Source organism: Rhodococcus sp. 4CII (genome assembly GCF_014256275.1).
Lineage (GTDB): Bacteria > Actinomycetota > Actinomycetes > Mycobacteriales > Mycobacteriaceae > Rhodococcus_F > Rhodococcus_F wratislaviensis_A.
In genome coordinates, this window is sequence record NZ_JACCFE010000002.1 from 7,564,334 (window position 1) to 7,577,651 (window position 13,318).

Genomic DNA, 13,318 nt, shown 5'->3' on the forward strand with positions numbered 1-13,318 from the left:
GTCAGAAAATGCGACGGACCTTCATCTCGGGAAAGACGTCGGCGATACGCACGACGTCACCCGTGGTGGGGGCGTGGATCATCTGACCGTTTCCGATGTAGATGGCGACATGCCCGGGACCACCCGACTGCCAGTTGCCGAACAGCAGGTCCCCGGGCCGCGCCTGATCCGTCGGTATCTCCTGCCCGACGTTCCACTGGGTCTCGGACGTGCGCGGCAGCGCGATTCCCGTGGCGGCATGGACCGCGAACGATGTCAGTCCCGAGCAGTCGAATCCGCCGCCGGACGGCCCGTCGACGGTGCCGCCGCCCCACACGTAGGGCAGACCGAGGTAGCGGACGGCCGACTCGACCACCCGCCCGCCGAGGCCGTCCGCCAGGGGCAGCCCGATCAGGGGCGCGAGCAATTCCGCGAAGGACGGTTCACTGCCGCGGATCTTCGCGACGTACGGCTTGGTCTGGTTCTCGTAGTCCGGGCTGCCGGACGGCATTCCGCCGGAGCGCAGCACGGCACCCGATCCGGCGTTGTACGCAGCAATGGTGAGGTCGAGGGTATCGCCCGACACCCTGCCCTGACGCTTCCATGAGTCGATCTGTCCGTACATGTCACATAGCAGGTTTCCCGACGCCATCACGGGGTCGGCGATACCGAGTACATCGGCTTTCCCGTCCTCGTCGGCATCCTTGCCGTACACCGCCCACGTGCCGGGCATGAATTGCCCCGGCCCGAGTGCGCCGGACGGGGACACCGGTGCGGTGGCCCCATATCGGAATCCGTTCTCCGCCGAATACAGCGCCGCCAGAGTCGCCGGCTTGATTCCGTCGCAGATGGCTCCGGCCTTGCGCAGCCACGGCGCGAAGAGTGCGATCGCACCGACCGGAGCGAGCGAGGCGCGAGGAAACGCTGCCGGAACCGGCTGCAGCACAGCGCCCGTGCCGATCGAAGTTTCGTCGGGCGAGGGCGGGCTCGACAGGAACACCGGCGCCGCCGGAGCGGGTTCCGACACGGAATTCGGCATGACCGGCTCCGCAGGCACCGGCGGTTCAGGTGGGGGTGCCGGGGGAGCCAGGGCACCGGATGGCAGATGTGGTTCGAGCGCAGCCGCTGCTGCATCGGTGACGTCGTCCACAGCCTGCTGCGCAGGTGCGCGCAACGGCTCGGGCAGCGCCGAAATCAGGTCGGACACCTGCTGGTCCGCGGTGGCCGGCGAATAGGACTCGAGGGTCTGCGTCGCCTGATCCTTGATCTCAGGCGGGGCCGCGGTGCCTTGCACGAACGCACCCGCTGCCGCGACCGCGGCGACGATCAGGGTCGACGGATCAACGGACATCGACCGCACCTTCGAGCGGCGCGGTGCTGTCGTCGTAGAACCAGCCGCCGGAATTCTCGTCGAGGCTTTCCTGAATCGCGATCTGAGCGTTCTCCGGCAACGTGTGCATGATGTGCCGCACCCGCTCCTGACGGCGGGCCACGGCCTGCCGGAACGGCATCCCCGGCGTCGCCTTCATCTGCGGAACGATCCCCTCCACGTCATCGACACCACCGGCATGATGCCCGGCATCGACCATCGCCTGCTCCTGCGCCATCTGCGCCTCGTCCTTCTCCTCCGACATCCCGATCGGACCGATCATCGTGCCGTTGAGGAACTGCTTGACCACCGGCTCCTCACTGGTGAGCAGCACCTCCCGCGGCCCGAACATCACCAGATGCCGCCGGAACAGCATCCCGATGTTGTCCGGCACCGTCCGCGCCAGATTGATGTTGTGCGACACGATCAGAATCGTCGCATCGATCTCCGCATTGATATCGATCAACGTCTGCGAAATGTAGGTGGTGCGCACCGGATCCAGACCGGAGTCGGGCTCGTCCACCAGAATGATCTGCGGATCGAGCACCAGCGCCCGCGCCAGACCGGCGCGCTTGCGCATACCGCCGGAGATCTCGCCGGGCAGCTTGTCCTCGGCCCCGAGCAGACCGACCAGCTCCATCTTCTCCATCACGGTCTTGCGGATCTCGGACTCGGATTTCTTCGTGTGCTCCCGCAACGGGAACGCCACGTTGTCGAACAGGTTCATCGAGCCGAACAACGCACCGTCCTGGAACAGCACCCCGAACAACTTCCGGATCTCGTACAACTCCTTCGAGGAGCACTCCAGAATGTTCGTGCCATCGATCACGATCGACCCCTGCTCCGGACGGAGCAGACCGATCAGCGACTTCAGGAACACCGACTTACCCGTACCCGACGGGCCCAGCAACGCACTCACCTCACCGGCCGGAAGGGTCAACGTGACGTCCTGCCAGATCCTCTGCGAGCCGAACGATTTGGTCAGTCCCTCGACGGAAACCTCGACACCCACGACAACCTCCACTGATTGGGGACCGGCCCGAATCGTTCGGACCGGTAATGACTGGGCGAGGAGTGGCGCGCAGACGGAAGCGGCGCCATGAGAATTGCATGGGGCTCGTCCACTGCGGCGAATGCCCAGCGTTGATCGACTATCGAGATATACCACCACACAGCGTCTCGGCGTAAGGACCAATTCGTCGCTTTGCGTATCCGATTGCGTCGAAAGCGCTCTCGTCGAGGATGCTGGGTCGTCGACTTTTCGGTTACCATTCCGGACGGGTATAGACAACGCATATGAACACAATGTATGGTCGCGATGTGCTGCGGCGAAGCAGCCATTCAGCGAGAACAAGGAGTCTTTCGATGCCGGCCACTGAAGCGCTGATCTTCGACGCGATCCGGACGCCACGGGGTAAGGGAAAGCCGGGCGGTGCCCTGCACACCGTCAAACCGATCGACCTGGCGGTCGGGCTGATCGGGGATCTGCTCGACCGTAACCCCGGCATCGATCCGAACCGCGTCGACGACCTCGTTCTCGGCGTCGTCTCCCCAGTCGGTGAGCAGGGCGGAAACATCGCTCGCACAGCGAGTATCGCTGCCGGACTGCCGGACACGGTCGCGGGGGTGCAGATCAACCGTTTCTGCGCATCGGGGCTCGAGGCCGTGAACATCGCAGCGCAGAAGGTGCGTTCGGGGTTCGAGGACCTGGTATTCGCAGGTGGCGTCGAGTCGATGTCCCGGGTGCCCATGGGGTCCGACGGCGGCGCGTGGATGGACGATCCGGCCACCAACCTCGCGAGCCATTTCGTGCCCCAAGGGGTGGGCGCCGACCTGATCGCCACGATCGAGGGATTCACCCGCGAGGACGTCGACGCCTACGCCGTGCGTTCCCACCAGCGCGCGAGCCGGGCTCAAAAGGAGGGCCGGTTCGACCATTCGACCGTCCCCGTGCGCGATCTGAACGGCCGCGTGGTGCTCGCCACCAACGAGATGATCAGGCCGAGCACGACGGTCGAATCGCTGAGCGGCCTGAGGCCGTCGTTCGCCGCCCTGGGCGAGACCGCCGGATTCGACGCGGTTGCGCTGCAGAAGTTTCACACGGTCGAGCGCATCGACCATGTCCATCACGCGGGCAACAGCTCTGGAATCGTAGACGGCGCATCCCTGCTGGCGATCGGAAGCGAGGAACTCGGACACGAACTCGGGCTCACACCGCGGGGACGCATCGTGGCGACCGCGGTGTCCGGCGCAGACCCCACCATCATGCTCACCGGGCCCGCCCCCGCCTCGTGGAAGGCGCTGGCAAAGGCCGGACTGACGCCCGCCGACATCGACCTGGTCGAGATCAACGAGGCGTTCGCCTCGGTCGTTCTACGGTTCGTCCGCGATCTCGACCTCGATCTCGACAAAGTGAACGTCAACGGCGGCGCCATCGCGATGGGCCACCCGCTCGGCGCCACCGGCGGGATGATCGTGTCCACCCTCCTCGACGAACTGCACCGCACCGGCGGGCGTTACGGCCTCGTCACCCTCTGCGTGGGCGGTGGCATCGGCATCGCCACCGTGATCGAAGCACTCCAGGCAAGCTGAAACCGGAAGGACCGCACAGGCTATGAGCCAGAACCCGATCATCCGCTGGGAACGTGACGACGACGGCATCGTCGTGCTCACGATCGACGACCCGACGCAGCGCGTCAACACGATGAATGCCGGCTTCGTCGACGCGCTCGAGGCGGCACTCGACCGAATCGAGGCCGAACGCGACACCATCACCGGCGTCGTCGTCACGTCCGCCAAGGACACCTTCTTCGCCGGTGGAGATCTCAACGATCTCCGGGATGCATCGAAGGACCGCATCGACGAGTTCGCGACGTTCGTCGACCGGAACAGTGCGCTGCTGCGCCGCCTCGAGACGATCGGCAGGCCCGTCGTCGCGGCAGTCAACGGTTCGGCGCTCGGCGGCGGACTTGAACTCGCCTTGGCCACACACCATCGCGTCGCACTGGACGGTTCGCGCAACTTCGTCGGATTGCCAGAGGTGACGCTGGGTCTGCTGCCCGGGGCCGGCGGCGTCGTCCGCTCGGTGCGGATGCTCGGCGTCGAACGTGCACTCTCGGAACTCCTGCTGCAGGGGCAACGCCGCACCGTCCGGTCGGCGCACGAACTCGGCATCATCGACGAGCTCGTCGAGTCGAGGCCGGACCTCATTGCCGCGGCGAAGAAGTGGATTCTCGCGAACCCGGCCGCGGTCCAACCATGGGACGTGAAAGGCTACCGCATTACCGGTGGAGCGCCCGGTGACCGCAGCGGACAACTGCACTCCCGGCTCCCCGCGATCCCCGCACTGCTGCGCAAGCAGTCGAAAGGGGCGAATTACCCGGCGCCGCAGAACATCGTCGCGGCAGCCGTGGAGAGCGCCCAGGTCGACTTCGACAACGCGCTGCGGATCGAGGCCCGCTACTTCCTCGACCTCGCAACCGGGCAGATCGCCAAGAACATGATCCAGGCGTTCTTCTTCGACATGCAATCCGTGAACGGCGCCCGCGGTCGTAGCGCCGATCGCACGCCGTGGCGCGCACAAAAGGTCGTCGTCCTCGGCGCGGGAATGATGGGCGCCGGAATAGCATACGAGTGCGCCCGCGCCGGCATCGACGTCGTCTTGAAGGACGTGACACTCGAGGCCGCCGAACGAGGCAAGGGATACTCGCACAAGCTGGTCGACAAGCAGGTCGCTGCGGGTAGGACCTCGAAGGACAAGGGCGATGCGCTCCTCGCACGCATCACGCCCACCGACCGCCCGGAAACGGCCGATGGCGCCGATCTGGTGATCGAGGCCGTGTTCGAGGATCCCGCCGTCAAAGCCCAGGTGCTCGCCGAGATCGAACCGTATCTCGCAGACGGCGCCCTCATCGGATCGAACACGTCCACCCTGCCCATCACGGGGCTCGCCGAGAACGTCGGCCGACCCGAAGACTTCATCGGACTCCACTTCTTCAGCCCCGTGGACCGCATGCCACTGCTGGAGATCATCAAGGGGGAGAAGACCTCCGCCGACACGCTGTCACGGGCACTGGACCTGGCGAAGCAGATCGCGAAGACCCCGATCGTCGTCAACGACAGCCGCGGATTCTTCACGAGCCGCGTGATCGGCACATTCATCAACGAGGCCATGGCGCTGCTCGGGGAGGGGGTGCCGGCGACGACGATCGAACAGGCGAGCTCCCAAGCCGGGTACCCCGCTCCCGTGCTCCAGCTGACCGACGAATTGAACCTCGAACTGCTGCGCCGGGTCCGCGACGCGAGTAAGGAGGCCGCCGAGGACGCCGGCCTGGCCTGGATCGGCCATCCCGCCGAGGCCGTTCTCGACCGCATGCTGTCCGAGTTCGGGCGGGCGGGCCGGCTGGCAGGAGCCGGGTTCTACGAATACGACGAGAACCGCAAACGCACCCGGCTCTGGACCGGACTGACGGACGCGTTCGGCGGCGAGAACACCGACATCCCGTTCGACGATGTGGTCGAGCGGCTGTTGTTCGCCGAGGTGATCGAGACGGTCAAGTGCCTCGACGAGGGCGTCCTCGAAGCGGTCCCCGACGCCAACGTCGGGTCGATCCTCGGCATCGGATTTCCCGGGTGGACGGGTGGAGTACTGCAGTTCGTCGACGGCTACGAGGGCGGTGTCGCGGGCTTCGTCGCCCGAGCCCGATACCTCGCCGAAACCTACAGCGAACGCTTCACCCCGACCGAATCGCTCCTGCAGCTGGCGGAATCGGGTACGACGCTCGCGCGGTCCCGGTCCGCCGAATTGGTCGGCACCCCATAGACGGCCGGGCGGACGGGAGCCGATCAGGCCCCGTCCGCCGGGCATTCCACGTCGTCCGGCCGTGTGGTCGCGGAGCACGAAGAGGGAGAGAAATGAGTTCGACGTTGGTGGAGGTCGAGCCCGGCGTCCGGGTCAAGGTACTCGAACTGGGCGTCGGCGACCCGGTGCTGTTGATCCACGGCTGGAGCCTGAGTTCCGCGGTGTGGGACCGGCAGATCCGAGTGCTCGCCGAAGCCGGGCATCGTGTGCTCGCGATGGACCTGCGCGGGCACGGTGGGTCCGATGCGCCCTTGAGCCGGTACGACATCGACCGACTCGCCGACGACGGCGCGGCAGTCCTGGAAGCGTTCCACGCCCGCAACGCGACCGTCGTCGGCTGGTCGCTGGGCGGTATGACCGCACTGCGGATGGCCCACCGCCACCCGGACTTGGTCGATCGCCTCGTGCTCGTCGCCTCCAACGGTGTGGCCGGGGCGCGGCAGCCCGATTACCCCTTCGGCGTGCCGGCAGACGCGGTCGAGGGCGGCATGCATGCGGCCGAGCACGCCGGACGGCTGGACTACCGGAGGCGGGCGGTGGGTGACCCGTTCGGCACACCGCCGGACGGGCAGACCCTCGACTGGCTGCAGCGCATCTCCCTGCAGACGCCGAGCTGGGCGGCGAACGCGTGCATGACCACGCTCCTGCGGACGGCGCAGGTGTTCGCTCTGGACGACCTCGATATTCCGGTCACCCAGATCATCGGTACGGCGGACCCGGCGCTCTCCGTCCGCGGCGCGCGCTGGGTGCAGGAGCGGATCGGCAGCACCCTGGTGGAGCTCGATTGCGGGCACTACCCGATGCTGGAGCGGCCGGACCTGTTCGACGAGGCGCTGCTCCGCGCGGTGCGCAAGCCGAAGGGCCCGGCGGTACGAAGGGTCGAGGCACCGTCCAGTCACAGTGTCCAGACATAGGGTATTCTCGAAGCGTGAGTACACGGCCGGTAGTGCGACAACGACCACGCGCCCATGACGGGCAGCGTGGCGCCGAGGTGGCGGTGTTCGAGGCAACCGAGCAGTTGCTGCAGGAGACCTCGATGCAGGATCTCACCGTCGCGCAGATTATCAAGCGCGCCGGCCTGTCGCGGGCGAACTTCTATCACTATTTCGCGTCCAAGTACGACGTCCTCGTCGCGATGATCGCGCGACTCTTCGACGACGCCTATGCGGAGGCCGGCCCCTGGCAGGCGCCTCCCGGTAAGACTCGGGCCAAGTCGATGGACGCCAGCATGCGCGGCACCATCGACATGTGGTCCGGGCACGGTGAGGTGATCTGTGCGGCGGTCGAGCAGATGCACAGCGTGCCCGCCGTAGCGGCCGCATGGAAGATCATGCTCGAGCAGTTCGTCGGTGCCGTCGCCGAGCAGATCACCCACGAGCGCGCGAACGGTGCCGCCCCGGATGGTGCGCCCCCGGAGATGATCGCCACGATGCTGGTCGGGGGCGTCGAGCGAACGTTCTACGTCGGCTCCAAGGGACTCGACGAGCGACTGCCGTCCGCGGAGAGCGCCGTCGAGTCGATCCTGGCGCTCACCTTCGCCGCGATCTACGGCAACCGGCGGCCGGTCAAACGCGCGAAGCGCAGGAAGTCGGCAGCCAAGAGCACGCGAGCGGCGGCAATGACACCGGCGGTGGCCGCCGGAGAGGTGACGGCGAGCACCGACACCGCGGCCACCATCCTGCAGGCGGTCAACGACCTCCTCCAGGAGCACACCCTGGACGAACTCAGCGTCGCCCAGATCCTCGAACGCGCCGACGCGTCCCGCGGGACGTTCTACTTCTACTTCGGCAGCAAGGACGACGCGTTCGTGGCGTTGTTCAAGGAATTCGCCGAGCGGATCGCAAGTGGATTCGAACTGCTGGTGCAGGTGGATCGCAACGACCCGGCCCGGATCCGGGATTTGGTCGCCGATTGGCTCGATCTGGACGAGGCCACTCTCGCGGTCGCCCGCAACGCCGTCCACGAATGGCCCCGTCGGCCGGAACTGCGGCGGCACTACCTCGACACGATGACCCGGATGACCTCGGCGCTCCAAACCATGATCGAAGCCGACCGTGCGGCCGGGATTGCTGTCGACGGTCCTCCCGCGGCAGCATTCGCTGCCGTGTGCATGTGGACCATCGAGCGGACCGTGGCCGGCGCGATGGCGAAGGAGGAGCACCTCGAAGATCTCGGCGCCGTGACCAAACTGCTCGGCGAATTGCTCGTCTCCGCCATTTACGGTCTCTGACCTGTGAGTACTTCTCAACCGCCGGCGGTTGAGAAGTACTCACAGGCCGCAAGGTACGCCTCCTCCTCGGAGGTGTGCCTTTTTTGCGTTTCGAGGGCGGTTGGCGGCGCCTCCGATGTCATTGACATCACGTCTGAACACTCTGTATTGTCCGTGACATGACTCACACATTCACGCCTCCTGTGGCCGGCGACGCCGGGTCGCCGACTCCCCTCGTCCGCACCATCGAAGAACTGACCCCGGAGTGGATGACCGCCGCACTTGCCAAGGCGCGAACTGGAATCCGGGTCACGGGGGTGGAAATCGAACGTGTCATCTGGGGCTCGGCCACCAAGGCGTTCGCGAAGCTCGAATTCGACGGCGACTCGCAGGGGATACCCGAAAGGGTTTGCGTCAAGGGCGGATTCGACGAGCGGAGCCGGGCATTCGGGCTCGGCGCCGCGTACGAACTCGAGGGATGCTTCTACCGCGACCTCGCGCCGAATCTCCAGGCGGAGGTTCCCGCCTGCTACTACGCGGAGGCCGAACCCGAGCAGGGCATCGTCATCCTCGAAGATCTCACCTCGCGGGGAGCCGAATTCGGCGAAGCGACCAACCTCTGGTCGACCGACAGCGTCGCCGAAACGCTCGAGGTGCAGGCCAGCTGGCACGGACCGCTGTGGGGAAGCACCAAGGGTCGGTACCAGTGGCTCCCGATCGGCGTCGAAGCGGCCCGACAGGCATTCCAGGTCATGCTCAGCCCCGAACAATTCCACCCCCTGATCAGTCGCGACGAGGTTCCCGAACTGTCGCCCGGACTGCAGGACGACGACAGAGTCCGGCGCGCATTCCGTGCGCTGTGGGAGCACGACGACAGCGCGGTACACACCATCAACCACGGGGACGCCCACTTCGCGCAGCTGTACCGGATTCCGGGGCAGGCGCCGGCGTTCCTCGACTGGCAGACCGCATGTCTGGCACCGTGGTCACACGACGTCACCTACTTCATCGGATCGGCCCTGACCGTCGAGGATCGTCGCACGCACGAACGCGACCTCCTGGCCCATTACCTCGACGCATTGGAAGGCCATGGCGGACCGAAGATTTCACGAGACGACGCCTGGGAAGACTATCGGAGACACACGCTGCACGGCTTTGCGTGGATGTGCGTTCCGACGGTGATGCAGCCATCGGAAACCGTTGCCGCCATGGCGCACCGGTACGCGGCTGCCATCGAGGACCACGACCCGTTCGCCCTGCTCTTCAAGAACTGACTCTCCTGTCGCCGGCCCGAGCTCGGCCAACGGCTGCATCTCCTTTTCAACGGGGATGAACCGGAGAATGCTTCATTGCTGTCCGCTTCGGCACTCTCTCTGGCTCGTCCCCGTTTTCGTGTCCAGAACTGTCCAACCTCTAGTGATTGACATCACGTATGAACACTTTGTATGGTCACTCTATGCAGCAGACCACGACGCCGGGATCGGCGCCCGATTCCTTCACTGACCAAGACCTCCGCGACGCGCTGGCGGTGGCGAATCTGCCCGCGCTGCTCGCGGCGCTGGCGCACTTGACCGGCGAGGACCGCTGGATCGAAGAGCCGTTCGTTCCGACACCGCCCACGGACCTCGGCGACCACGACTCCGGCGGATTCACCGAGGAAGTGCAGGACCGCATTCGCCTGGAGGCCTTCGAGGTCCTGCGCCGCCATCGCGACGAGGAGCTCGAGCCCGGTCCGACGCCGGACCCTGCGCGGCTGGTCCGGATTCTGAGTGTGTCCCTGGGGGAGCAACTGCCCGCCGACTACGGCAACCTCCTCGGCGAGGAACTCGGGATCTACCCCCGGGCGTCCGTCCCCACGACGACATTCGAGGGCGAGGCCCCACTGCGGGTCGCCATCATCGGGGCGGGGCTGTCGGGGCTGTGCCTGGCGATCCGCCTCGAGCAGGCCCGCATTCCCTATGTGATCATCGAGAAGAACGACGACGTCGGCGGCACGTGGCACGAGAACGCCTATCCGGGTTGCGGTGTCGACACCCCGAGTAACCTGTACTCCCTGTCGTTCGCACTGAACCCGGACTGGACGCGATTCTTTGCGGGCCGCGACGAACTCGCCGAGTACTGGCGCTCGCTCGCAGACCAATGGAACATTCGCCGGAACATCCGGTTCTCCACCGAAGCGGTGTCGGCCAACTACGACGAGGACCAGGCAGTCTGGAAGATCGTGACGCGCGGCACCGACGGACTCGAGGACGAACTCGACGCCGGCATCCTCGTCAGCGCGGTGGGCCTGCTGAACCGCCCCAGCGTCCCCGCCATCGCGGGTCTCGACACCTTCGAGGGCCCCTGCCTGCACACCGCGCGCTGGGACCGCGACATCGACATCGCCGGCAAACGCGTCGCGGTGATCGGCACCGGCGCCAGCGCTATGCAGTTCGTGCCCGCCGCCGCCGGCGTGGCGAGCAACGTGCGTGTCTTCCAGCGTTCCCCGCAATGGGCCATGCCGCACCCCAACTACCGTCGGGACATCCCCGAGGGCGTCGCCTTCCTAAACCGCCATATCCCGCACTACCAGGGCTGGTACCGGCTCCGGCTGTTCTGGCGGATGGGCGACAAACTGCACGGGCTCCTGCAGATCGATCCCGACTACCCGCACACCGACCGTGCGATCAACCGCGGCAACGACAAACTGCGCAAGATCCTCACCGCGCACATCGAAAGTGAGCTCGACGGTCGACCGGACCTTCTCGCGAAAAGCCTGCCGTCCTACCCGCCGTACGGGAAGCGTCTGCTCATCGACAACGGGTGGTTCCGCACGATCCGGCGCGACGACGTCGACCTGGTGACCGAGAACATCGACACCGTCACCCCTCGCGGTGTCCGCACCGCCGACGGTGTCGAGCACGAGGCCGACATCATCGTTCTGGCGACAGGTTTCGATGCGGTTCAGGTGCTCGGTTCGGTCGACATCCGCGGTCGGGGCGGACGGTCCCTGCGGGAGTACTGGGGACATGACGACGGTCGCGCCTACCTGGGCATCACCGTCCCCGGGTTCCCCAACTTCTTCTGCCTCTACGGTCCGAACACCAACACCGGGCACGGCGGCACCGTCGTGGCGGGCACCGAAATCCAGGTCCAGTACGTCACGAGCGTCCTCGCCGAGATGATCGACGAGGGTCTCGCGAGTGTCGAGGTTCGGCAGGACACCTTCGACACGTACGACGAGGAACTCGGTGAGGCGCTCTCGCGGACCATCTGGACGCATCCCGGCATGACCACCTACTACCGCAACAGTCGGGGACGTGTGGTGACCAACAGTCCGTGGCAGTACATCGAGTACTGGCGCCGCACACACCAGCCGAACATGGACGACTTCGACGTGGAATCAGCGCTGTCGCCGGCAGCCCGAACGGATGGAAGCTTCGCATGAGCACCGCAACTCGTAAGGCCACACCTGTGACCGCTCCGATCGCCGCCACCCCGGACGCCGCCGCGCAGGTAGCTCTGCTGCGATCAACCTTCCGTAGCGGACGCACCCGCTCGCTCACCTGGCGTCGCGCCCAACTCGAGGGTCTCGCCCGGCTGCTCTCGGAACGGGAGAAAGATCTCGCCGCCGCTGTCGAACAGGATCTCGGGCGGTCGGCGATCGGGACCTTCATGGGTGACCTCGCCCCGGTGCGGGCCGAGATCCGGCACACGCTGAAGAACCTGGAGCGGTGGTCACGGCCCCAGCGCGTGACGCTGCCGGCGACTCAGCAGCCGGGGAAGGCGTGGACCGTCGCAGAGCCGAAGGGCGTGGTCCTGGTGATCGGGGCCTGGAACTTCCCCCTGCTGCTCACCCTCCAACCGCTCGTGAGCGCTCTCGCCGCCGGAAACGCGGTGCTCGTCAAACCGTCGGAGCTGGCCCCGCGCACAGCGCAGGTGCTGGCCGAGCTGCTGCCGAAGTACTGCGACCCATCCGCGGTCGTCGTCGCCAACGGCGGCGCCGAGGTCAGCACCGCCCTCCTCCGGGAGCGATTCGATCACGTGTTCTTCACCGGATCTGCGCGCGTCGGGCGACTGGTCGCGACCGCCGCCGCCGAGCACCTCACCCCCGTGACGCTCGAACTCGGCGGCAAGAGCCCCGTGATCGTGGCGGCCGACGCCGACCTCGATGTCGCTGCCCGGCGCATCGCGTGGGCGAAATGCGTGAACAGTGGACAGGCGTGCATCGCACCCGATTACGTCCTCGTCGAGGACTCGGTGCGACCGGCGTTCGTCGAACGGCTGCTCAGGGAGCTCGACAGCGCCTGGCGCGCGGAACCGACCCGCATCGTCAACGAGAACCACTTCGATCGCCTCACCGCGCTCCTGGCCGGGCACGGTGGCGACACGACCGGTGGGCAGCACGATCGCGGCACCCTCCGATTCGCCGCCGCGGTGGTCACGGACCCCGATCTCGACTCGCCGCTGATGACCGAGGAGATATTCGGGCCGATCCTGCCGGTGGTGTCGGTGGAATCGGTCGACGCCGCCGTCGAGCTGGTGAACAGCAGACCGAAGCCTCTCGCGCTGTACCTGTTCACGGAGAACAATGACACCGTGCAGACCGTGCTCGGCAACACCTCCTCCGGTTCGGCCGGGGTCAATCATCTTCTCTACCAGCTGCTCGTGCCCGACCTTCCGTTCGGCGGTGTCGGTGCCTCCGGGGCGGGGGACTACCACGGCGAGCACGGGTTCGCCACGTTCAGTCATCGAAAGTCGGTGCTGCGCAAGCCGACCAATCCCGATCCGTCCTTCGCGTACCCACCGTACGGACCTTTCGCGACCCGTCTGCTCCGCCGCCTCATGGGATAGTCGTCGACCTGCAAACGTCCGGACCCACTTCGCCGCAAAGGAACCAGAGCGTTGTCACCTCGAGTAT

At 66.4% G+C, this 13,318-nt stretch carries 9 protein-coding genes; 7 read left to right on the plus strand and 2 right to left on the minus strand.

The genetic code is table 11. The annotated features are described in order from the left end of the window. Position 1: 1 nt before the first annotated feature. Both H0B43_RS35530 and H0B43_RS35535 read right to left on the minus strand, forming a co-directional pair. Positions 2-1,330 carry a bifunctional lytic transglycosylase/C40 family peptidase gene (locus H0B43_RS35530; RefSeq protein WP_185723723.1) on the minus strand — a complete coding sequence of 443 codons (1,329 nt, stop codon included), beginning with the start codon at positions 1,328-1,330 and terminating at the stop codon, positions 2-4. After that, positions 1,320-2,360, minus strand: coding sequence for an ABC transporter ATP-binding protein (locus tag H0B43_RS35535; RefSeq protein WP_185723722.1), 1,041 nt, complete (start codon positions 2,358-2,360; stop codon positions 1,320-1,322). Before H0B43_RS35535 ends, H0B43_RS35530 begins: the two co-directional genes overlap by 11 nt. Before the next feature lie 353 nt (positions 2,361-2,713). Between H0B43_RS35535 and H0B43_RS35540 the strand changes: the two genes are divergently transcribed. From H0B43_RS35540 to H0B43_RS35570, 7 genes are all read left to right on the plus strand, one after another. Further along, positions 2,714-3,940 (plus strand): acetyl-CoA C-acetyltransferase, encoded by a 1,227-nt coding sequence (locus H0B43_RS35540; RefSeq protein WP_185723721.1) that lies wholly within the window; start codon positions 2,714-2,716, stop codon positions 3,938-3,940. A gap of 22 nt (positions 3,941-3,962) precedes the next feature. Then, complete coding sequence (locus H0B43_RS35545; RefSeq protein WP_185723720.1) at positions 3,963-6,170, plus strand: 3-hydroxyacyl-CoA dehydrogenase NAD-binding domain-containing protein; 2,208 nt, start codon at positions 3,963-3,965, stop codon at positions 6,168-6,170. A gap of 92 nt (positions 6,171-6,262) precedes the next feature. Then, the gene (locus H0B43_RS35550; protein ID WP_185723719.1) at positions 6,263-7,123 is read left to right on the plus strand and encodes an alpha/beta fold hydrolase; all 861 of its coding nucleotides are present in this window, start codon (positions 6,263-6,265) and stop codon (positions 7,121-7,123) included. A 14-nt stretch (positions 7,124-7,137) separates the two neighbouring features. Next, entirely contained in the window at positions 7,138-8,439 is a 1,302-nt protein-coding gene (locus H0B43_RS35555) for a TetR/AcrR family transcriptional regulator (protein ID WP_312033612.1), read from the plus strand. A gap of 158 nt (positions 8,440-8,597) precedes the next feature. Then, entirely contained in the window at positions 8,598-9,692 is a 1,095-nt protein-coding gene (locus tag H0B43_RS35560; protein ID WP_213015339.1) for a phosphotransferase, read from the plus strand. A 182-nt stretch (positions 9,693-9,874) separates the two neighbouring features. Next, positions 9,875-11,845, plus strand: coding sequence for an NAD(P)/FAD-dependent oxidoreductase (locus tag H0B43_RS35565; protein WP_252189629.1), 1,971 nt, complete (start codon positions 9,875-9,877; stop codon positions 11,843-11,845). Then, the gene (locus tag H0B43_RS35570; RefSeq protein WP_185723717.1) at positions 11,842-13,251 is read left to right on the plus strand and encodes an aldehyde dehydrogenase family protein; all 1,410 of its coding nucleotides are present in this window, start codon (positions 11,842-11,844) and stop codon (positions 13,249-13,251) included. Before H0B43_RS35565 ends, H0B43_RS35570 begins: the two co-directional genes overlap by 4 nt. The last annotated feature ends 67 nt before the right edge of the window (positions 13,252-13,318 follow it).